The following is a 20,913-nucleotide window of genomic DNA, read 5'->3' as shown; positions in this document are numbered from 1 at the left end:
CCATGCTCCTCACGATCGACGTCGGCAACACGCACACCGTCCTTGGGCTCTTCGACGGCGAGGACATCGTCGAGCACTGGCGCATCTCCACGGACGCGCGCCGTACCGCGGACGAGCTGGCGGTGCTCCTCCAGGGCCTGATGGGCATGCACCCGCTGCTCGGCGACGAGCTCGGCGACGGCATCGACGGGATCGCGATCTGCGCGACCGTGCCGAGCGTGCTGCACGAACTGCGTGAGGTCACCCGGCGGTACTACGGCGATGTGCCGGCGGTGCTGGTGGAGCCCGGGGTGAAGACCGGGGTGCCGATCCTCACCGACAACCCCAAGGAGGTCGGCGCCGACCGGATCATCAACGCGGTCGCCGCGGTCGAGCTGTTCGGTGGGCCGGCGATCGTCGTCGACTTCGGTACGGCGACCACCTTCGACGCGGTGTCAGCGCGCGGGGAGTACGTGGGCGGTGTGATCGCGCCCGGCATCGAGATCTCGGTGGAGGCGCTGGGGGTCAAGGGCGCGCAGTTGCGGAAGATCGAGGTGGCGCGGCCGCGGAGTGTGATCGGGAAGAACACGGTGGAGGCCATGCAGGCGGGCATCGTGTACGGGTTCGCCGGGCAGGTCGACGGGGTGGTCGGGCGGATGGCGCGGGAGCTGGCGGATGATCCGGACGATGTGACGGTGATCGCGACGGGGGGGTTGGCGCCGATGGTGCTGGGGGAGTCGTCGGTGATCGACGAGCATGAGCCGTGGCTGACGCTGGTGGGGCTGCGGTTGGTGTACGAGCGGAACGTGTCGCGTATGTGAGCGGCCGGTGGGGGCGGGCCGTGGGGTCTTCGCCCCCGCCGCCCCTGCCCGTCCCGTCCTCCAGGGAGTGGGCCCCCTTCGACCGCCCGCTCCGGGGGCTGCCGCCCCCGGACCCCCGCATCGGCCTGAACGGCCTCGTCCTCAAACGCCGGACGGGCTGATAACGGGGGTGCGGGCCGGTCTTCGTCCTCGGACGCCGGACGGGCTGGGGGCGAGTCGGTCTCGTTCTCAGGTGCCGGACGGGCTGGTGGGGGGCCAGGACGGTCTTCTTCCCCAAGCTGCGGCGGCCAGGTGGGTGGCCCTCTTGCGGCACACCGGGTTGTTGTGTCTGGTTTGTCTGATTTACGCGTATCTTCGGTACATGCCCACGCCATACGGATCCCGCGGCGGCATGGCGTTCGGTGCGGAGGAGCTGCGTGTGCTCCGCCGTGCTCTCGCCCTCGCCCTTCATCCCGGTCCCGTCTCCGCCGAGGACGTCAAGGACTGTCATCGGCTCGCCGAGTCACTTGACGAGGCGTTGTGCGAGGGGGCCCGGCTGCGCGCCTTCCTGGTGGCCGACCTGGCCCGGTACCGCGCCGCGCTGCCGGGGGCCGTCGCCGGTTACCTCGCGCTTCTGGAGGAGGCGCTGGGTGCCGGGCACCGGCCCACCCCGGACGACCTGGCCGCGCTGCGGGCGCTACGGGGGAACACCGGCGCCGCCGCTCTGCTCGGCCGCTGCCAGGATCTCGCCGAGCGCGATGTGCGGGCCCGGCTCGCCCAGGGGGACCTGCCGGTACCCGCGCCCGCTGTTCCGGTCTCCAGGGCCCGGCTGACGGCCCTGCCGGGCGGTGTGGCCAAGGAGCCGGAGAAGAAGCCCAAGGAGAAGCCCGCCGAACGGCCCGACCCGCGACCCGCGGCTCCCGAGCCCGCCCCGCCGAAGCGGCCCATTCCCACGCCGGGCGAGGTCTTCCCCCGCCGCCGCCCCGGCTCGCCGTCGACCGGGTCCCCGGAGCAACTCGCCGCTGGCTGAGAAAGCCGGGAAAGCCGAGAAGGCCGAGAAAACGGCACTCGGCGGGGGAACGGGGGAGTGGTTCGCCCACCCCGCCCCTTTCGCCCGGTACTCCCTGGCTACTCTGGACCCATGGACTACGTCTCCGCGCTCCTGCCCCCGGTCGTCATGGCCGTCTTCTTCATCGGTCTGGTCCGGGTGATCGTGAAGACCCAGGGCGGCGCCGCCAAGGCCAAGGAGGACGCCGCCGTCGACGCCGCCCTGGAGCGCGCGGCGAGCGCCCGCCGGGCCGCCGTCCCCGAGTCCGACGGCGTCTGAGTCCCGCCGCGCCCTGCCCGGCGTACGACTCGCCGGGCATCCCTCGCACGCCTGCGCCCGCCGAGCTGTACGCCCTTTTTGTCCACGTTTACCGGTCAATGTGCACGTTCGGCACGCCATAGGCGTGATCTCCCACTATTGTTCTGAGTTGTGCCTCGCCCATTGGGAGAACTCGAAGACGCGGTCATGACGCGGGTGTGGAAGTGGAACCGCCCGGTGACCGTTCGAGAAGTCCTGGAAGACCTTCAGCGGGAACGGTCCATCGCGTACACCACGGTGATGACCGTTTTGGACAATCTCCATCAGAAGGGCTGGGTCCGGCGGGAGGCCGAAGGCCGTGCCTATCGATATGAGGCCGTCTCCACCCGGGCCGCCTACGCCGCCGCCCTGATGAACGACGCGTGGTCGCAGAGTGACAACCCGGCCGCCGCACTCGTCGCCTTCTTCGGGATGATGAGTGACGAACAGCGACAGGCCCTGCGGGACGCCGTGCGCATCGTGCAGGGTCCGGATAGGCAGAGGGAAGACCGGGAAGCTCCGCAAGAGGAGAACCCCGGCTCCGTGGCGGACGCCGACGGACGATAGCGTCCGCTCATGTCAGCGACGCACCCCGAAGTCACCGCAAAAGCCATCACCGTCCGGCGGGCCCGGACCAGCGATGTCCCGGCTGTGCGCCGCCTCCTCGACGTGTACGTTCGCGACCGCATCCTGCTCGACAAAGCCACGGTGACGCTTTACGAGGACATCCAGGAGTTCTGGGTTGCCGAACGCGACGACAACGCAGAGGTGGTCGGCTGTGGCGCACTGCACGTGATGTGGGAAGACCTCGCGGAAGTACGCACTCTCGCGGTGAACCGCAGCCTCAAGGGCGCCGGTGTCGGTCATCAGTTGCTGGAGAAGTTGCTGGAGACCGCACGCTGGCTTGGTGTTCGCCGTGTTTTCTGTCTGACCTTCGAAGTCGAGTTCTTCGGGAAGCACGGCTTCGTGGAGATCGGTGAGACACCTGTCGACACCGATGTCTACGCGGAGCTGCTGCGTTCCTATGACGAGGGTGTCGCGGAGTTCCTCGGACTCGAACGAGTGAAACCGAACACCTTGGGCAACAGCCGGATGCTTCTGCATCTGTGATCGTCGAGAGGGATCGGCGGACAAGGGCCATCGGGGCAGAGATGGGCGGGAGATCGGCCCGCTATTCCGGTCAACCCGCCTGCCCGGGTGCCCTATGTCCGAAACGCGCATGTTTCCGGGTGTGGGCGGGCCCCTCGGTCTCTCCCGGGGGTTTGTGTTTTTCCCGCAAAAGCGGTTTGCTTTCCGAGTACTGCAGTACTGCATATAACAGGGGGGCGGCGAAACGGCGGACGCCGCAGACCCCCGGCCCCTGAAGTTATCGATGAAAGGAAATCCGGTGGCACAGAAGGTTCAGGTCCTTCTTGTCGACGACCTCGACGGCGGCGAGGCGGACGAGACCGTGACGTTCGCGCTGGACGGCAAGACGTACGAGATCGATCTCACGACCGCCAATGCGGACAAGCTGCGCGGCCTTCTCGACCCCTACGTCAAGGGCGGTCGCCGTACCGGTGGCCGTGCTTCCGGTGGGCGTGGAAAGGCTCGGGTGGCTTCCGGCGGCAGCCAGGACACCGCGCAGATCCGTGCGTGGGCCAAGGAGAACGGTTACGAGGTCAACGACCGCGGCCGTGTTCCCGCGACGATTCGCCAGGCCTACGAGGACGCCAACGCCTGACCGTGCTGCGGTCCTTGGTCCGCGCGCCGCAATCGGATGCGGTGGCACTCCGTGGCCACCGTGTTCACCAGCCGTACGAGATCGGGGGCTCCTCCGAGGCCCCCCATGGCCGACAGCGTCGGCAGCGAGGCCTCGACCTCGCACCCCGACTCGGGGGGCCGCAACCAGAGGGCGGCCCCCTGCACGGGCGTGTCCGGACCGGGCCGTGCGGGCGCGTCCATCGCGTCTCCGGCGCCCAGCGCCCGCAGATCGAGGTCCAGGGCCGCCGTGCCCCACTCCAGCCAGTCCAGCAGCCCCGGCAGCTCCTCCGCGCTGCCCGCGGCCACCAGCAGCCGCGCCCGGACGCCCTGCAGGGCCACCGGAGAGCCCGGCGCGAGATGCCTGAGCGCCCGCACGCCCGCCCGCGCCGGCACCTCCAGCACGTCGAAACGCACGCCCGTGACCAGCCGTAGCGGCTCTCCGGGCGACGGGGGCACTGTTGCCCACCCCAGATCGTTCTCGTACCAGTGCCGCAGCCGGCCCGGCTGCCCGGCGCGGGGATCGGACGGATGACGGGGGTGAGGGACCGTGGAAGCTGCCGGAGGCGCTGTGCCAGCCATGCCCGGTGCAACCTTTCCGAGACCACCGTGGTTACGCTGGGTGTGCGCACTGCTGCGCTGAGTCCCCGAAAAACGGGGCGTGCGGGAGCCGGAGAGACGCAAGGCTGTTCGCCCATAGCGGAGGGACCGGGGGGCCACGGCATGGACTGTCCGTCGCTGCGGGTAAGACATCCCTAGTGGGAGGGGGGCGACACGCAGACGAGGCCGTCTCACGTTCGCCATCGGCGTACTGACGGAAGGGGTAACTGCCTGGCCTGCGGGAACATCGTCTCGCACCATCGGGTTGGAGCAGATGTCGGCGTTCGGGGTCAGGAGGCCATCGACGGTGTCGGCAGTTGGAATGAGCGGTCCCCGCTTGCGGGACTAAGCTGCGGAAGGACAGGAGGGGAAGTTCCCCCCACTGCCTGACCGCTCTGAGGAGCGATTAACGATGTTCGAGAGGTTCACCGACCGCGCGCGGCGGGTTGTCGTCCTGGCTCAGGAAGAAGCCCGGATGCTCAACCACAACTACATCGGCACCGAGCACATCCTCCTGGGCCTGATCCACGAGGGTGAGGGTGTCGCCGCAAAGGCCCTGGAGAGCCTCGGCATTTCGCTTGAGGCGGTCCGTCAGCAGGTCGAGGAGATCATCGGCCAGGGCCAGCAGGCCCCGTCCGGGCACATCCCCTTCACCCCCCGTGCCAAGAAGGTCCTGGAGCTGTCGCTCCGCGAGGCCCTTCAGCTGGGCCACAACTACATCGGCACGGAGCACATCCTGCTCGGCCTGATCCGTGAGGGCGAGGGCGTCGCCGCCCAGGTCCTGGTCAAGCTGGGCGCCGATCTCAACCGTGTGCGGCAGCAGGTGATCCAGCTGCTCTCCGGTTACCAGGGCAAGGAGACCGCCACCGCCGGCGGCCCTGCCGAGGGCACCCCCTCGACGTCCCTGGTCCTCGACCAGTTCGGCCGGAACCTCACCCAGGCCGCTCGTGAGTCCAAGCTCGACCCGGTCATCGGGCGCGAGAAGGAGATCGAGCGGGTCATGCAGGTGCTGTCCCGCCGTACCAAGAACAACCCGGTCCTGATCGGTGAGCCCGGCGTCGGCAAGACCGCCGTCGTCGAGGGCCTCGCCCAGGCCATCGTCAAGGGCGAGGTGCCCGAGACCCTCAAGGACAAGCACCTCTACACCCTGGACCTCGGTGCACTGGTCGCCGGCTCCCGCTACCGCGGTGACTTCGAGGAGCGCCTGAAGAAGGTGCTCAAGGAGATCCGCACCCGCGGTGACATCATCCTGTTCATCGACGAGCTCCACACGCTGGTCGGTGCGGGTGCGGCCGAGGGCGCCATCGACGCCGCGTCGATCCTGAAGCCGATGCTGGCCCGCGGTGAGCTGCAGACCATCGGTGCCACCACCCTGGACGAGTACCGCAAGCACCTGGAGAAGGACGCGGCCCTGGAGCGCCGCTTCCAGCCCATCCAGGTCGCCGAGCCGTCCCTGCCGCACACGATCGAGATCCTCAAGGGTCTGCGTGACCGGTACGAGGCCCACCACCGGGTCTCCATCACGGACGAGGCGCTGGTTCAGGCGGCCACCCTGGCCGACCGCTACATCTCGGACCGCTTCCTGCCGGACAAGGCGATCGACCTGATCGACGAGGCCGGTTCCCGGATGCGTATCCGCCGGATGACCGCGCCGCCGGACCTGCGCGAGTTCGACGAGAAGATCGCCGCCGTCCGCCGGGACAAGGAGTCCGCGATCGACTCGCAGGACTTCGAGAAGGCCGCCTCCCTCCGCGACAAGGAGAAGCAGCTCCTGGCCGCCAAGGCCAAGCGGGAGAAGGAGTGGAAGGCCGGCGACATGGACGTCGTCGCCGAGGTCGACGGCGAGCTGATCGCCGAGGTCCTCGCCACGGCCACCGGCATCCCGGTCTTCAAGCTGACCGAGGAGGAGTCCAGCCGGCTCCTGCGCATGGAGGACGAACTCCACAAGCGCGTCATCGGCCAGGTCGACGCCGTCAAGGCGCTGTCGAAGGCGATCCGTCGTACGCGGGCCGGCCTGAAGGACCCGAAGCGCCCCGGTGGCTCGTTCATCTTCGCCGGTCCGTCCGGTGTCGGTAAGACCGAGCTGTCCAAGGCCCTCGCCGAGTTCCTCTTCGGTGACGAGGACGCGCTGATCTCCCTCGACATGTCGGAGTTCAGCGAGAAGCACACGGTGTCGCGTCTCTTCGGTTCGCCCCCCGGCTACGTGGGCTACGAAGAGGGCGGCCAGCTGACCGAGAAGGTCCGCCGCAAGCCGTTCTCCGTCGTCCTCTTCGACGAGGTGGAGAAGGCCCACCCGGACATCTTCAACTCGCTGCTGCAGATCCTGGAGGACGGTCGCCTGACCGACTCCCAGGGCCGGGTCGTGGACTTCAAGAACACGGTCATCATCATGACGACCAACCTCGGCACCCGGGACATCTCCAAGGGCTTCAACCTGGGCTTCGCGGCCTCGGGTGACACGAAGACCAACTACGAGCGCATGAAGAACAAGGTCCAGGACGAGCTCAAGCAGCACTTCCGGCCCGAGTTCCTCAACCGCGTCGACGACGTGGTCGTCTTCCCGCAGCTGACGCAGGAGGACATCCTGCGGATCGTCGACCTGATGATCGGCAAGGTGGACGAGCGCCTGAAGGACCGGGACATGGGCATCGAGCTCTCCCAGTCCGCCAAGGAGCTGCTGTCCAAGAAGGGCTACGACCCGGTGCTGGGCGCGCGTCCGCTGCGTCGCACGATCCAGCGCGAAATCGAGGACACGCTCTCGGAGAAGATCCTCTTCGGCGAGCTGCGCCCCGGTCACATCGTGGTCGTCGACACGGAGGGCGAGGGCGACACCGCGACCTTCACCTTCCGCGGCGAGGAGAAGTCGGCCCTTCCCGACGTCCCGCCGATCGAGCAGGCGGCCGGCGGAGCCGGGCCGAACCTGAGCAAGGAGGCGTAACCCTTCGCGGGTTGGCCGATGAGAGGGGCCGGTGCCATGGGCACCGGTCCCTCTCGCTTCTGCGTACCGACCCTGTCGTCCGGTCAGCGGGGGTCGACGCCGACAGCGGCGTTCGGGAAGAGCCAGCCCCGCGTGCACTGGGGCCGGTTGCCGGAGCGGGCCGCTGCGCAGCAGGGTGCGGTGCACCAAGTCGATGATCCCGTCGGCCCGTTGGCGGAGCAGGCTGGACGCCGGCTTGCCGCCCGGTACCGTCGGCTCCATCCGCCGCCCCCGTGAGTTCCGTCAGCGGATGGAGCCTGTCGGCGCCCTACGACAACTGGCCGTTGTAGTCCGGCAGCTTGAACGTCTTGTCGGCGTGGCCGCCGGAGAGGTCGGAGGCGCTGTTGCCGATGTTGGCGATGATGTCGTAGCCCTTGTTCTCGATGTCCACGCGCTGGGCGGTCTTGTAGGCGGCGACGTCCTTGAACAGGTCGAGGAAGCCGCGGACGTAGAGGCCGGAGACCTGGTAGCCGTCGTGTTCGAGGTTGTACTCGGTGGGCAGGTAGATGATGCCCGGACGCGCGGTGACGAAGAACAGGGAGACGCCGTGCTGCTGGGCGTACTCGGCGACGTTCAGGACCGGCTTGTTGGCCGGCTGGGGCCAGCTGAAGCCGAAGTCGGTCTCCAGCGTGGTGTTGTCGATGTCGAAGACGATCGCCTGCTTCTGGCCCGGCTGCGCGGCGGCGATGCGCTGCTGCAGGTAGGGCAGGGCCTGGTCCATCACGGACTGGCAGTCCTGCTGCCAGGTGGCGTAGTCGACCGTGGTGGAGCTGCTCTCCGTCGCGGCCTGGGCCGGCGTGGCCAGTCCGGCGAGCGCGGCCACGGATACGGCGGTGACGGACATGCGGCGGGTCCAGGTGCCTGTGGTCATCGGGCGGGGTGTCCTCTCACGTCACTCTTGCTATGTCAGGGGCATGGTGAGTGGGGCAGGTGGCGCGAGGGGAACCGTAGGGTTACCGATGGGTAGGAGGCTAGAGGTGTGCGCCGGATTCCGCTGTGTCCGGGAGGGAGGGCAGGCGTTGCCGGTGACATACCGCACGGGCGAAATGTTCGTTACTAGCGTGCATAGTGGGGCGATTTGGCCCGTTTGGTGGCAATTTCGGCCGCGGCGGTGCGGCCGGTCGCCGCCGCCGGACAGGGCTGAGCGGCCAGGCGTCTTCTGTCAAGAAAAGGTCAATTTCGACCCTGAATACTATGAGATGCCGTAGATGGGTGACTTGAGCGGCTGCCGGGACCCGGGTTACCAAGGGATGGCCCGTTCGGTGGCCGCCCCCTGTGGGAGGGCGCCCCGGAAGGGCTCCCTGTTGCCTACCCCACGAGGTTCTGATGTCCCTGCGCGCCGCTCTCCGTTCCCCCCGTACGTCCTCCCTCCGCAGGCGGGCCGCCGTTCTGGCCGCCGGTGCCGGGGTCGCGGCCGTGGTGGGGTCGGGGGTCGCGTCGGCGGCCGCCTCCAGCGCCGCCGCCTGGGTCGACCCGGTCAAGAAGTACACACTCTCCGCGAGCTTCGCCCAGGCCGGCAGCCATTGGAGCGCCAAGCACAGCGGGCAGGACTTCGCCGTGCCGACCGGCACCGAGGTCGTCGCCGCGCACGGCGGCACCATCGTCAAGGCCGGCGGCAACGGCGCCGGTGACGGCCCCGCGTACGGCAACGCCATCGTCGTCAGGCACGGCGACGGCCAGTACTCGCAGTACGCGCATCTCTCCCGCGTCGACGTCAGGCCCGGTCAGACCGTCGGGACCGGCCAGCACATAGGTCTGTCCGGCAGCACCGGCAACTCCACCGGGCCGCACCTGCACTTCGAGATCCGCACCACTGCGAACTACGGTTCCGCGGTCAACCCCGTCACCTTCCTGCGTGCCAAGGGCGTGACCCTCTAGCGGGGCGTCCGGCGGCGCGCTATGCGGGGTGGGAGCCCCGGTGAGCCTGGGTCACCAGGTCCACGGCGACCTCCAGGACGGCCTCGCGCCTCTTCTGGGGGTCGCCTTCGAGGTCCTGCATGACGAACATGCCGGCGTGCAGCGTGAAGAGCGCGCTGACGCAGCGGACCTGGTCGGCCAGGGCGGCGTCCGGGTCGATGATGATGTCCCGCAGGCCGCGCATCCGGTCCTTGAAGGTGTCGCCGATCCGCAGCTCCCGGACCGTCGCCTGGTTCTCCTGCATGAACCGGAAGAGCGGTTCGGCGTCGGCGAGCGCCTGGTGGTAGCGCCGTACGATCTCCTGCTTGGTCTCCAGGGTGTGCGGCTGGCCCTTGCCCCACTCGATCAGGTTCTCGATCGGCCGGGTCAGGTCCGCGAAGACGCTGACCAGGATCTCTTCCTTGGTCTTGAAGTGGTAGTACAGCGCGGCCTTGGTCACGTCGAGGCGCTCGGCGATCTCCCGCAGGGAGGTCTTCTCGTAGCCCTGCTCGGCGAAGAGTTCGAGCGCCACGTCCTGGATGCGCTGGCGGGTGTTCCCGCGGCGCTGCTGCTTGGTGCCGTCCATGGTGACGCTCATCCTCTTACTCCTCGCACTCCCGCGAAACTTGCTTGCCGCCCGGCTAGTAAACTTACTTGACGCCCGGCTAGCAACGGGTCTAACTTCCAAGTGTACTGAACTAGCCGGGCGGCAAGTAAGTAGCTGTCGTCAGGGGGAGTGGGAGAAATGGCGGATACCCAGGCGGTCGAGAGCGGCCAGGCTCCGGGGACACCGGAAGCGGCCGAGCAGCCGGAGAAAGAGCCGAAGAGCGTACGGGTCGTGATGCTCGCGCTCATGGTCGCGATGATGCTCGCGATGCTCGACAACATGATCGTGGGCACGGCGATGCCGACGATCGTGGGTGAGCTGGGCGGGCTGGAGCATCTGTCGTGGGTCGTGACCGCGTACACCCTCGCGACCGCGGCGGCGACCCCGCTCTGGGGCAAGCTCGGTGACATGTACGGGCGCAAGGGCGCCTTCATGACCTCCATAGTCATCTTCCTGGCCGGCTCCGCGCTCAGCGGCATGGCCCAGGACATGGGCCAGCTGATCGGGTTCCGGGCCATCCAGGGACTCGGCGCCGGCGGTCTGATGGTCGGCGTCATGGCGATCATCGGTGACCTCGTGCCGCCCCGCGAGCGCGGCAAGTACCAGGGCATGATGGCCGGCGTGATGGCGCTCGCCATGATCGGCGGCCCGCTGGTCGGCGGCACCATCACCGACAACTGGGGCTGGCGCTGGGCCTTCTACATCAACCTGCCGCTCGGCGTGGTCGCGCTGGCCGCCATCAGTGCCGTACTGCACCTGCCGAAGAAGCGGAACAAGACGCGCATCGACTATCTCGGCGCCGCTCTGCTGACCCTCGGCATCACCTCGATCGTGCTGGTCACCACCTGGGGCGGCTCCCAGTACGCCTGGACGTCCGCGCGGATCATGGAACTGATCGCCATCGGCGTCGTCGCGCTGATCGGCTTCGTCTTCTGGCAGACCAAGGCCGCCGAGCCGGTCCTGCCGCTGCACATCTTCCGCAGCCGCAACTTCACCCTGATGTCGATCATCGGCTTCATCGTGGGCTTCGTGATGTTCGGCGCCACCCTGTTCCTGCCGCTGTACCAGCAGTCCGTGCAGGGCGCCTCCGCGACCAACTCCGGTCTGCTGCTGCTCCCGATGCTCGGCGCGATGCTGGTGACCTCGATGATCGCCGGACGGGTCACCACCAGCACCGGCCGCTACAAGGTCTTCCCCCTCGTGGGCGGCGTGCTGCTCACCGTCGGCCTGTACCTGCTGTCCACCATGGACACCGGCACCACCCGGTTCACCTCCGGGGTGTACATGGCCGTCGTCGGCCTCGGCATGGGCTGCCTGATGCAGATCACCATGCTGGTCGCGCAGAACAGCGTGGAGATGAAGGACATGGGCGTCGCGTCCTCGTCCACCACCCTGTTCCGTACGCTCGGTTCCTCCTTCGGCGTCGCCATCATGGGTGCGCTCTTCAACGACCGGGTCAAGAACGTCATGGCCGAGCGGGCCGGTGCGGTGGGCTCCAAGGTCACCGAGCAGTCGGCGCAGCTGGACGCGAAGAGCCTGGCGAAGCTGCCGGCGGCGGCGCGCGAGGCGTACCAGCACGCGGTGTCGGCCGGTACCCATTCCGCGTTCCTGCTCGGCGCCGTGGTCGCCGTGCTGGTGCTGGTGGCGGCGATCTTCGTCAAGGAGGTCCCGCTGCGGGGCGCTCCGCAGCAGGCGGGCGAGTCCGACGAGGCCGCGCCGATGCCGGTGGTCGAGGCCGTCTGAACGAGGTCCCGGCGGCCGCCGGGACCGCTTGAGCGAGGTGCCGGTGGCCGCCGGGACCGGTTGAGCGTGGTGCCGGTGGTCGAGGCCGGCTGAGCGTGGTGCCGGTCGAGGCCGGCTGACACTGTGCGGGAGTTCCGGGGAGTACCGCCCCCGGAACTCCCGCCTCGCCGTTTCTGGCCGATAATTGACGGCGGCAGCTTCGCCTCGCCAAGGACGCCATGGACCGGGACTGGGCCGACCCGGCCCTGGATCTCGACGCGGTCGCCGCGCACGCCGGATACTCGCGCTACCACTTCCTGCGTGCCTTCAAGGAGGCGTACGGCGAGACGCCCGGCCAGTACCTGACGCACCGCAGGGTCGAGCGGGCACACAGGAGATGCTGCGCGGCGCGAACCTCACCGTCACCGAGATCTGCCATCTGGTGGGCTTCAGCAGCCTCGGTACCTTCTCGGCGAGATTCAAGGCCCGCACCGGACTCAGCCCCACCGAGTACCGGACCAGGCACGTGGGTCGCGGCGCCTCGCTGATCCCCGGCTGCTACGCCATGCTCACGTGCCGGGTGTCCCGGAAGCCGGCCTCGCGGGCGAGGGCCGCCATCCGTTCGGGTGTGCAGAAGCTCAGGAAGGGCGTGCCGGAGGCTCGCGCGCCCCGCTGGGCCGCCAGCAACTGCTCCCGCTGGTCCGGCTCGACGTCCTCGCTGCGTTCTCCTGCCCGCCCACCGCAGAGTGGCTCAGTGGCTTCCCGCCTGGGCCGGGCCCGGCAGCACCGGGTAGCTGCCGGTGGCCGTCGGAGCGTGCTCCGGGAGCCACAGGACGGCCACCGCGCCCTCCGCCGGGAGGCGCTGGGGCGCGCCCGCCGGGCGGATGTTACGGAAGGTCAGGCGGGCGCCCAGGACGCGTGCCTGGCCCGCCGCGATGGTCAGGCCCAGGCCGTGGCCCTGGCCGGCCCGGTCCGTGCTGCCGGTGCGGAAGCGGCTCGGGCCCTCGGCGAGGAGTTCCTCGGGGAAACCGGGACCGTGGTCGCGGACCCGGATGACCCGGCCCTCCACGGTCACCTCGATCGGCGGCCTGCCGTGCCGGGCCGCGTTGGCGAGCAGGTTGAACAGCACCCGCTCCAGGCGGCGCGGATCGGTGGTGACCTCCGACTCGTGCACCACCCGCACCTCGATCCGCGGGTCCTTCGCGGCCACCCGCCGGGCGACGAACTCGCCCAGCATGATGTCCTGCAGCTCGGCCCGCTCCGAGGCACTGTCGAGACGGGCCACCTCCAGCACGTCCTCGACCAGGGTGCGCATCGCCTTCGCCCGGTCCAGGACCAGTTCGGTCGGCCGGCCGGGCGGCAGCAGCTCGGCCGCCGTGAGCAGGCCGGTCACCGGCGTACGCAGCTCGTGCGCGATGTCCGCCGTCACCCGCCGCTCGGCCTCAAGACGCTGCTGCAACGCGTCGGCCATGGCGTCCACCGCCCGCGCCAGGTCGTCGGTCTCGTCCCGTACGACCCCGCCGATCGCCTCACGCACCCGCACGTCCGGCTCGCCCATGGCGACCTGGTTGGCCGCGGCCGCCGCCTTGCGCAGCCGACGCGAGAGCTGACCGCCGATCAGGACCCCGAGCGCGCTGCCGCCGAGGACGACCGCGATGGAGCCGATGACGAGGGCCTGGTCGAGGTCCCTCAGCACGTCGCTGCTGCGGTTCGCGAAGGTGGTGTGCAGGGACAGCACCCGTCCGTCCTTGGCCTGCACCGCCGCCCAGATGTCCGGCGCGCCGGTGTCGTGGTCGATGACGTCGGTCGCCCGGCGGCCCGCCTCGACCCGCTCGCGCAGGTCCGGCGGCAGCCGGGGATCGTCGACCTTGACGTCGGGGAAGTTCGCCCTCCCGTACAGCTCGTAGTTGCGCTGCGCGATCTGCAGCCGCTCGTTGGCCAGGTCGCGCGCGTTGTCCAGCATCGAGACCCGGGCGGCGTTGTGCACCACCAGGCTCAGCGCGATCGCGACCAGCGCGCCGACCAGCGCGATCGCCGCGCTCAGCTTCCATCTGAGCCCGGTGCGCAGTCCCGGACTCCGGTACCGGACGAAGAACCGTCGCATGACCGCCTCGCTCAGGCCTTCAACTTGTAGCCGAAACCACGGACCGTCTCGATCCGGTCCTGGCCGATCTTGGTGCGCAGCCGCTGCACATGGACGTCGACGACGCGGGTGTCGCCACCCCAGCCGTAGTCCCAGACGCGTTCGAGCAGCTTGTCGCGGGAGAGCACGGTCCCCGGTGCCGAGGAGAACTCGAGCAGCAGCCGCATCTCGGTCGGGGTGAGCGCGACCGGCTGCCCGGACCGGCGCACCTCCATGCCCTCGGTGTCGATCTCCAGTTCGCCGAAGGTGAGCATGGAGCCGGTCACCTCCGCCGTGTCCCCGTGCGGCTTGTCGCCGCCGCTCGCGTGCCCGAAGCGGCGCAGCACCGCCCGGATCCGGGCGACCAGTACGGCGCCGTCGAACGGCTTGGTGACGTAGTCGTCGGCGCCCGCCTCCAGGCCCAGCACCACGTCGATCGAGTCGGCCCGTGCCGACAGCATGATCACCGGGACGGTCGACTCGTCACGGATGCGCCGGCACAGGCTCACCCCGTCCATGCCCGGGACCATCACGTCCAGCAGGGCGATGTCGGGCCGGTCGGCGCGGAAGGCCTCCAGCCCCGACAGGCCGTCGGGCATGGCGGTCACCGCGAAGCCGTCCCGCTCCAGGGTGAGCTGGGTGGCCTCGCGGATGACGTCGTCGTCCTCGACGAACAGGACGTGGGTCTGGTCTGCCATCCCGGCTCTCTCGGTGGTCGGTGGGGTGGGTTCAGTTGGCGGTGGAGGGCTCCGGCGTGGCGTCGCCGCTGCCGGCCGCGTTGCCGTAGTCGGTGTGGTGGAAGTCCTCCTGCACGAAGTGTCCCGCGGTCCAGCCGTAGGTGATCACGTTCTCGCCCGAGGGGCTCGACACCGGGTCGCCCTTCTCGTACACCTGCTTGGTCACGCTCAGGTCGCCCCGGTCTATCTCCGCGTAGACCGGGGACTCCTCGGCCTTGAAGACATTCTTGTACGCCCCGCTCTCCCGGCGGTACACGTACGCCCCGACCCCGACCGCGTCCCCGCAGGTCAGTACGTTGACGACGACGTCCTCGGCGGGACCCCCGGTGAGGTCGCCGTACGTCACGTCGACCGGGTACTCGTCGCCCGCGCACGGCTTCAGATCCCGTTTCACCGTGGCCGAGACCACCGGGTCGGCCTTCACCAGAGCGACCGCGTCGACCTTGTCGTACGTCTGGGACGGGTTGGGCGAGGGGGCCCTGGCGGCCGGGATTTTCGCGGCCGAGCCGGCGTGTGCCGGGCCCTCGTCCCGGGCTCCGGTGCCACCGGTGCCGCAGGCCGCGGCGAAAAGGGCGAGGGCGGCGAGCACGGCCGTCGCCGTGATCACCGCCTGTGCACTCGCCGAGCCCCTGCTGGGCTCCGTGCCGGTCAGGCCGCGCAACGCTCCCGCTCCTCACGCTCCAGCGCGCGTGCGTCGAGGTCGCGTGACTCCAGCTCCTCGCGGAGCCGGGCGAGCGCCCGGTGCAGCGTGCTCTTGACCGTTCCGGCCGACATGCCGAGGGCGGCGGCCGTCTCCTCCGTGGACATCTGCTCCCAGTGTCGCAGCACCACGACACTGCGCTGCTTCGGAGCCAGAACCTTCATGATGTCCATAAGGAGAGCGCGGTCCGCGTGCTGCTCGGTGGAGTCCTCCACGCGGGCGTCGGGCAGCTGCTCGGTCGGGACCTCCTCCAGCTTCCGGGCCCGCCACCACTCGGTCCGCGTGTTGATCATGACCCGGCGCAGATAGGCGTCCGCGAGCTTCTTGTCGGCGATGCCGTCCCAGCGGCCGTACGTCCGTACCAGCGCGGTCTGCAGCAGGTCCTGGGCGTCGGTCGGGTCCGGGACCAGCCGGCGGGCGCTGCGCAGCAGCGCGTCCTGCCGAGTGCGGACGTACTCCTCGAATTCGAGCACCTCGCCGTGCGCCATGATCAACCGCCTCCCGATCCCCGTTTTCCCCGGCCCTGTGCCTGAGTTCCCGTCCCGCGGTCCTGGCGGGCACGGAAACGAAGCTACGGACCCGTTGTCACGGAGCTGTGCGCAGCAGCCTGCGGGTAGCAATCGGCTGTCCGTCGGTTGTGTAACGGAAGTAGGTTCGGGGTAAGTAGGCGCAGTTCTATGCCCGGTTGTGCGGTGCTTTGTCGTGCGATCGAGGTCGTGACACAGCCCGTTGCGCTGTGACGCGGCTGTGCGTTCGCGGTGGCGTCAGCCCACGGGGAGCCGGTACAGGCCGCCCGCGAGCGGCTCCACCAGCCCGTCCGAGACCAGCCCGTCCAGCGCCCGCGCCCGCTGCACCGGCTCGTGCCAGACCCGGTCGAGCGCCGTCTGCGGCACGGGCGCGTGCGCCTCGCGCAGAACGGCGAGCAGCTTGCCGCGCACCTGACGGTCGGTACCGGCGTACGTCTGCCCGCGCCGGGGCGGACCGACGTGCTCCGGCTTGCCCGCCAACCGCCAGGCGCACTCCCCGGCGATCGGGCACCGCTGGCACGTCTCGTTCTTCGCCGTGCACACCAGCGCGCCCAGCTCCATCGAGGCCGCGGCCCAGCGGGCGGCGGTCTTCTCGTCCGTCGGCAGCAGTTCGCGGGCGAGCTTGCGTTCGGCGGCGGTGGTGGCGTTCGGCGGGTACTGCACACCGCTGACCGCCCGCGCGAACACCCGCCGCACATTGGTGTCGAGCACGGCGTGCCGCTGCCCGTACGCGAACGAGGCGACCGCCGCCGCGGTGTACTCCCCGATGCCCGGCAGCGCGAGCAGCTGCGCGTGATCCGTCGGTACGTCCCCGCCGTGCCGTTCCGTTATGGCGACGGCGGCGCCGTGCAGCCGCAGGGCGCGGCGCGGGTAGCCGAGCCGGCCCCAGGCGCGCACCGCCTCGCCGGGCGCCTCGGCGGCGAGGTCGGCGGGGCGCGGCCAGCGGGCCAGCCACTGCTCGTAGACGGGCTGCACCCGGCTCACCGGGGTCTGCTGCAGCATGAACTCGCTCACCATCACCCCCCACGGGCCCGCCTCCGGGCGGCGCCAGGGGAGGTCACGGGCATGGGCGTCGAACCAGGCGATCACGGGGGTGTGGAGCTTCTCAGTCATGGCCCTTCCGATCCTGCCACGTCCGGCGACGGCTGGGGTGGACGTGGTTCGTGGCGGGGCCGGGGTTGACGCTCCTCGCCAGGAGGCTCGCCATGGAGCTCGCCACGGACCTCGTCATGAAGACGAGCCGGGCTGAAGGGAGTTGCCGGAATGATGATCCGGAAAAGTTGAGGTTTGGGCGGCGGGTGGGGCGAGGAACTGCACGGATCTCTCGTACAGTTTGCGCCGTGGGATCTCTGCGCAATCCGGTCGGGCCGCTTCCCTCCTCCATCTACTGGCGACGGAGGGTCTTCATGCTGTCGGCGCTCGCCGTCCTGGCGCTGCTGATCGCCTGGATCGTGACGTCGAACGGCGGGGGCGGCAAGAAGAACGCGGGCGGGTCGGACGGCAAGAATCCCGCGTCCACGATCACGCCGGGGCCGTCCGGCAGCGGGCCGGCGATCAGCCAGGCACCGGGCGGCCGGGACGAGTCGAGCGGCGGTGGCTCGGGGAGCGGTTCGACCTCCGGTTCCGACGGCGGGAGTTCGGGCGGTACGGGCGGTGACTCGTCGCCGGGCTCGGCCGGTTCGGCGGGCTCCTCGGGCTCGTCGGGTTCGTCGGCCGGCTCGGGCGGTGACGACGTCACGTCGGGTTCCGGCGGTACGGCCGCCTCGCTGCCCGGGTCCTCCTCGCTGCCCAACTGCACTGCCGGGTCGGTGGCGTTGAGCCTGAAGAGCCTGCACAACTCGTACTCACCGGAGCAGACGCCGACCTTCCAGCTCACCGCGAAGAACACGTCGTCCAGCGACTGCAAGATCGACCTCGGACCGAAGAACGCCGTGCTGACCATCACGCAGGCCAGTTCGGACAACAGCTACTGGTCGTCGGCGGACTGCCCGAAGGCGGCGGCGAGCCGGTGGTACCGGGTGCCGGCCGGCAGCAGCATCACGTACACCCTGCGGTGGGACCGGAAGCCGAGCGCTCCCCAGTGCGCGACGCCTGCGGCGGGCTCGGCCGGGGCGGGCACGTACCTGCTGGAGGCCGAGGCCCCGGGGTACGCCAAGGCCCAGGCGTCTTTCGTGCTGGCGGCGGATTAGCGGGCCGCGGGGGGTTTCACTCGCCCGCGTTGGCGGGGTGCCTCCCCCAGCCTTCGGCCGGGGGGACCCCCAGCGCCCACCCTCCCCCACTCTCGGCTTCGCTCGAGCGGGGGGACCCCCATCGCCCTGGGGGCACCTCCCAGGCCCTTAAGGCACTGGGGGAGGCACGACTCCGCGGCTTGTGAGACAGGGCTGGGAAGCGCCCCGTCAGGGGCGCGGGGAACTGCGCGATCAGCCCCCACTCGCCTGTGGTCGCCATACAACGCGACCACCCGAGCTACCAGGCGAAATCAGACATACCGTTCAAGAATCGAAGACTCCGCCAGCCGGGACAGCCCCTCGCGCACGCTTCGGGCGCGGGCCTCGCCGACGCCGTCCACGGTCTGGAGGTCGTCGACGCTCGCGGCGAGCAGCTTCTGCAGGCCGCCGAAGTGCTCCACCAGCCGGTCGATGATCGCCCCCGGCAGCCTCGGCACCTTCGCCAGCAGCCGGAAGCCGCGCGGCGACACCGCGGAGTCCAGCGCCTCCGGCGAACCCGTGTACCCCAACGCCTTTGCCACCGTCGGCAGTTCCAGCAGCTCCGCATGGCTGAGGGCATCCAGCTCGTACAGTGCCTCATCGACCGTACGGGAGCGCTTCGCCGTCGGCTCGGGCACATAGTCCCGGACCACCAGCTCGCGCTCCGGCTCGACCCCGGCGATCAGCTCGTCCAGCTGGAGCGCGAGAAGCCGCCCGTCGGTGCCCAGTTCGACCACGTACTCGGCGATCTCCGTGGCGATCCGGCGGACCATCTCAAGGCGCTGCGCGACGGCGGACACGTCGCGGACCGTCACCAGGTCCTCGATCTCCAGTGCCGACAGCGTTCCCGCGACCTCGTCCAGGCGGAGCTTGTACCGCTCCAGCGTCGCCAGCGCCTGGTTCGCGCGGGAGAGGATCGCCGCCGAGTCCTCCAGGACGCGGCGCTGACCGGCGACGTACAGCGCGACCAGCCGCATCGACTGGGAGACCGAGACCACCGGGAAGCCGACCTGCTTGGAGACGCGGTCCGCCGTGCGGTGGCGGGTGCCCGTCTCCTCCGTGGGGATCGTCGCGTCGGGCACGAACTGCACGCCCGCCCGAAGGATCTTCGACAGGTCGGAGGAGATCACGATGCCGCCGTCGAGTTTGCACAGCTCCCGCAGCCGGGTCGCCGTGAACTCGACATCCAGCACGAAACCGCCCGTGCACATCGCCTCGACCGTCTTGTCGAAGCCGAGGACGATGAGCCCGCCCGTGTTGCCGCGGAGGACCCGCTCCAGGCCGTCCCGCATGGACGTGCCCGGAGCCACGGCGCTCAGCGAGGCGCGCATCAGGCCATCGGAACCGGCACTCCCACCGGACTTCCCGGGAGCTCCTGCCCGGTCGTTGGCTGCCACTGCACTCCTCCGGTCGCAGGTTCTGAGGCGCTGCCGTCCCCGCACTCGGTTCGTACGGACGGGCGAGACCAGGGCAAAGTCTACCGGCGCTCCTCCGCCTCCCGTGGGGCCTCTCGGCGACGGGAGCGCGGCAGCACCCGCAGCGCATCCCCCATGTCGGCGACTTCCAGGACCTTCATGCCCGCCGGGATCTTGCCGGGATCGCCCGGCACGAGCGCATGCGTGAAACCGAGCCGGTGCGCCTCCGAGAGCCTGCGCTGGACCCCGGTGACCCGTCTGACCTCGCCTGCGAGGCCGACCTCGCCGATGGCGACCAGGTTCTTCGGGAGCGGGGTGTCGCTGGCGGCGGAGGCCAGGGCGAGGGCGATGGCCAGGTCGGCCGCGGGCTCGGAGAGCTTCACCCCGCCGACGGTCGCGGAGTAGATGTCCCGCTTGCCGAGCGCGCTGATCCGGCCGCGCTGCTCCAGGACGGCCAGCATCATCGAGACCCGGGAGGTCTCCAGGCCGGAGGTGGTCCGGCGCGGTGAGGGGATCTGGGAGTCGACCGTCAGCGCCTGCACCTCGGCGACCAGGGGGCGGCGGCCCTCCAGGGTGACGGTCAGGCAGGTGCCGGGGACCGGTTCGGCACGGCGGGTCAGGAAAAGTCCGCTGGGGTCGGCGAGGCCCGTGATGCCCTCGTCGTGCAGTTCGAAACAGCCGACCTCGTCGGTGGCGCCGTAGCGGTTCTTGATGCCCCGGACCAGGCGCAGACGGGCATGCCGGTCGCCCTCGAATTGCAGGACGACGTCCACCAGGTGTTCCAGCAGGCGGGGGCCGGCGATCGCGCCGTCCTTGGTGACATGGCCCACGAGCAGGGTGGACATGCCCCGCTCCTTGGAGGCGCGGATGAGCGCCCCGGCCACCTCGCGGACCTGGGCCATGCCGCCGGGGGCGCCGTCGATCTCCGGGGAGGCGACCGTCTGTACGGAGTCCAGGACCAGCAGTGACGGCTTCACCGCGTCCAGGTGACCGAGGACGGCGGCCAGATCGGTCTCGGCGGCCAGGTAGAGGTGGTCGTCGATGGCGCCGATGCGGTCGGCGCGCAGCCGGACCTGGCTGGCCGACTCCTCGCCGGTGACATAGAGGGTGCGGTGCTCGTCACTGGCCGCCTTGGCCGCCACGTCGAGGAGGAGGGTGGACTTGCCGACGCCGGGCTCCCCGGCGAGCAGCACCACCGCGCCGGGAACCAGGCCGCCGCCGAGGACCCGGTCCAGCTCGGGCACGCCGGTGGTGCGAGCGGTGGCCTGACGGCCGTCGACCTGGCCGATGGGCACCGCGGAGGTGGTGACCCGGCCGGGGGCCGTCGTCCGGACGGCGGGCGCGCCGTACTCCTCGACCGTCCCCCACGCCTGGCACTCGGCGCACCGGCCGAGCCACTTGGCCGTCTGCCAGCCGCACTCGGTGCAGCGGTAGGACGGACGGTCCTTCGAGGTCTTGGTACGGGCAGCCATGCGGAAACCGTAGCCCCCGCCACTGACAGGGGGCCGACAGTGGTCCGTGTGACAGGTGTGGGTGGAC

The 20,913-nt window shown here is 70.1% G+C and carries 20 protein-coding genes and 2 pseudogenes; 11 read left to right on the top strand and 11 right to left on the bottom strand.

What is annotated here, in order from left to right:
• Positions 1 to 2: 2 nt before the first annotated feature.
• The 6 genes from LQ326_RS42745 (at position 3) to LQ326_RS42720 (ending at position 3,847) form a co-directional block, all read left to right on the top strand.
• A complete protein-coding gene (locus LQ326_RS42745) occupies positions 3 to 800 on the top strand; it encodes a type III pantothenate kinase (protein ID WP_089099902.1) in 798 nt (265 codons plus the stop codon).
• A gap of 391 nt (positions 801 to 1,191) precedes the next feature.
• Complete coding sequence (locus tag LQ326_RS42740) at positions 1,192 to 1,809, top strand: hypothetical protein (protein ID WP_234544486.1); 618 nt, start codon at positions 1,192 to 1,194, stop codon at positions 1,807 to 1,809.
• 111 nt (positions 1,810 to 1,920) lie between these two features.
• Complete coding sequence (locus tag LQ326_RS42735; protein ID WP_181806392.1) at positions 1,921 to 2,106, top strand: hypothetical protein; 186 nt, start codon at positions 1,921 to 1,923, stop codon at positions 2,104 to 2,106.
• Positions 2,107 to 2,292: 186 nt separating this feature from the next.
• Complete coding sequence (locus tag LQ326_RS42730) at positions 2,293 to 2,691, top strand: BlaI/MecI/CopY family transcriptional regulator (protein ID WP_234544485.1); 399 nt, start codon at positions 2,293 to 2,295, stop codon at positions 2,689 to 2,691.
• Positions 2,692 to 2,700: 9 nt separating this feature from the next.
• A complete protein-coding gene (locus tag LQ326_RS42725) occupies positions 2,701 to 3,234 on the top strand; it encodes an amino-acid N-acetyltransferase (RefSeq protein ID WP_181806391.1) in 534 nt (177 codons plus the stop codon).
• A gap of 277 nt (positions 3,235 to 3,511) precedes the next feature.
• On the top strand, positions 3,512 to 3,847 hold the full coding sequence (locus LQ326_RS42720; RefSeq protein ID WP_181806390.1) for a histone-like nucleoid-structuring protein Lsr2: 336 nt from the start codon (positions 3,512 to 3,514) through the stop codon (positions 3,845 to 3,847).
• On the opposite strand, the gene LQ326_RS42715 is transcribed toward LQ326_RS42720, so the two are convergent.
• Entirely contained in the window at positions 3,826 to 4,446 is a 621-nt protein-coding gene (locus LQ326_RS42715; RefSeq protein ID WP_234544479.1) for an SCO3374 family protein, read from the bottom strand. The two genes, LQ326_RS42720 and LQ326_RS42715, sit on opposite strands and share 22 nt — an antisense overlap.
• Before the next feature lie 430 nt (positions 4,447 to 4,876).
• Here LQ326_RS42715 and LQ326_RS42710 point away from each other — a divergent pair, with 430 nt between their 5' ends.
• Positions 4,877 to 7,402: an ATP-dependent Clp protease ATP-binding subunit gene (locus tag LQ326_RS42710; RefSeq protein WP_234544478.1), complete on the top strand. Its 2,526-nt coding sequence runs from the start codon at positions 4,877 to 4,879 to the stop codon at positions 7,400 to 7,402.
• Positions 7,403 to 7,709: 307 nt separating this feature from the next.
• Here the strand turns inward: LQ326_RS42710 and LQ326_RS42705 are convergent, their stop codons facing one another.
• Positions 7,710 to 8,312, bottom strand: coding sequence for an HAD family acid phosphatase (locus LQ326_RS42705; RefSeq protein WP_234544477.1), 603 nt, complete (start codon positions 8,310 to 8,312; stop codon positions 7,710 to 7,712).
• Between the two features lie 455 nt (positions 8,313 to 8,767).
• Between LQ326_RS42705 and LQ326_RS42700 the strand changes: the two genes are divergently transcribed.
• Complete coding sequence (locus LQ326_RS42700) at positions 8,768 to 9,319, top strand: M23 family metallopeptidase (RefSeq protein WP_234544476.1); 552 nt, start codon at positions 8,768 to 8,770, stop codon at positions 9,317 to 9,319.
• Between the two features lie 19 nt (positions 9,320 to 9,338).
• Here the strand turns inward: LQ326_RS42700 and LQ326_RS42695 are convergent, their stop codons facing one another.
• Entirely contained in the window at positions 9,339 to 9,935 is a 597-nt protein-coding gene (locus tag LQ326_RS42695) for a TetR/AcrR family transcriptional regulator (protein WP_234544475.1), read from the bottom strand.
• 147 nt (positions 9,936 to 10,082) lie between these two features.
• Here LQ326_RS42695 and LQ326_RS42690 point away from each other — a divergent pair, with 147 nt between their 5' ends.
• Both LQ326_RS42690 and LQ326_RS42685 read left to right on the top strand, forming a co-directional pair.
• The gene (locus tag LQ326_RS42690; RefSeq protein WP_234544474.1) at positions 10,083 to 11,687 is read left to right on the top strand and encodes an MDR family MFS transporter; all 1,605 of its coding nucleotides are present in this window, start codon (positions 10,083 to 10,085) and stop codon (positions 11,685 to 11,687) included.
• Positions 11,688 to 11,905: 218 nt separating this feature from the next.
• A pseudogene (locus LQ326_RS42685) lies at positions 11,906 to 12,238 on the top strand (helix-turn-helix transcriptional regulator); the annotation flags it as partial.
• On the opposite strand, the pseudogene LQ326_RS42680 reads toward LQ326_RS42685, so the two are convergent.
• The 6 genes and pseudogenes from LQ326_RS42680 to LQ326_RS42655 all read right to left on the bottom strand — a co-directional run.
• A pseudogene (locus LQ326_RS42680) lies at positions 12,234 to 12,347 on the bottom strand (SAM-dependent methyltransferase); the annotation flags it as partial. The pseudogenes LQ326_RS42685 and LQ326_RS42680 sit on opposite strands and share 5 nt — an antisense overlap.
• Positions 12,348 to 12,417: 70 nt before the next feature.
• Positions 12,418 to 13,770 (bottom strand): two-component system sensor histidine kinase CseC, encoded by a 1,353-nt coding sequence (gene cseC, locus LQ326_RS42675; RefSeq protein ID WP_234544473.1) that lies wholly within the window; start codon positions 13,768 to 13,770, stop codon positions 12,418 to 12,420.
• 11 nt (positions 13,771 to 13,781) lie between these two features.
• The gene (gene cseB, locus LQ326_RS42670) at positions 13,782 to 14,486 is read right to left on the bottom strand and encodes a two-component system response regulator CseB (RefSeq protein ID WP_234544472.1); all 705 of its coding nucleotides are present in this window, start codon (positions 14,484 to 14,486) and stop codon (positions 13,782 to 13,784) included.
• Between the two features lie 31 nt (positions 14,487 to 14,517).
• Positions 14,518 to 15,186 (bottom strand): hypothetical protein, encoded by a 669-nt coding sequence (locus LQ326_RS42665; RefSeq protein WP_234544471.1) that lies wholly within the window; start codon positions 15,184 to 15,186, stop codon positions 14,518 to 14,520.
• The gene (locus LQ326_RS42660) at positions 15,174 to 15,713 is read right to left on the bottom strand and encodes a SigE family RNA polymerase sigma factor (RefSeq protein WP_181804400.1); all 540 of its coding nucleotides are present in this window, start codon (positions 15,711 to 15,713) and stop codon (positions 15,174 to 15,176) included. The genes LQ326_RS42665 and LQ326_RS42660 overlap by 13 nt, the downstream gene beginning before the upstream one ends.
• Positions 15,714 to 15,989: 276 nt before the next feature.
• On the bottom strand, positions 15,990 to 16,865 hold the full coding sequence (locus tag LQ326_RS42655) for an HhH-GPD family protein (protein ID WP_234544470.1): 876 nt from the start codon (positions 16,863 to 16,865) through the stop codon (positions 15,990 to 15,992).
• 227 nt (positions 16,866 to 17,092) lie between these two features.
• Between LQ326_RS42655 and LQ326_RS42650 the strand changes: the two genes are divergently transcribed.
• Entirely contained in the window at positions 17,093 to 17,941 is an 849-nt protein-coding gene (locus tag LQ326_RS42650) for a hypothetical protein (RefSeq protein ID WP_234544469.1), read from the top strand.
• A 290-nt stretch (positions 17,942 to 18,231) separates the two neighbouring features.
• Here LQ326_RS42650 and disA read toward each other — a convergent pair whose 3' ends face one another.
• Positions 18,232 to 19,356 carry a DNA integrity scanning diadenylate cyclase DisA gene (disA, locus tag LQ326_RS42645; RefSeq protein ID WP_234544468.1) on the bottom strand — a complete coding sequence of 375 codons (1,125 nt, stop codon included), beginning with the start codon at positions 19,354 to 19,356 and terminating at the stop codon, positions 18,232 to 18,234.
• Positions 19,357 to 19,436: 80 nt separating this feature from the next.
• Positions 19,437 to 20,846, bottom strand: a complete 1,410-nt coding sequence (gene radA / locus LQ326_RS42640; protein ID WP_234544467.1) for a DNA repair protein RadA — start codon at positions 20,844 to 20,846, stop codon at positions 19,437 to 19,439.
• Between the last annotated feature and the right edge of the window lie 67 nt (positions 20,847 to 20,913).

The organism is Streptomyces shenzhenensis (genome assembly GCF_021462265.1).
In the GTDB taxonomy this organism is placed as follows: Bacteria; Actinomycetota; Actinomycetes; order Streptomycetales; family Streptomycetaceae; genus Streptomyces; species Streptomyces shenzhenensis.
This window is presented reverse-complemented; position numbering and strand designations above follow the sequence as displayed.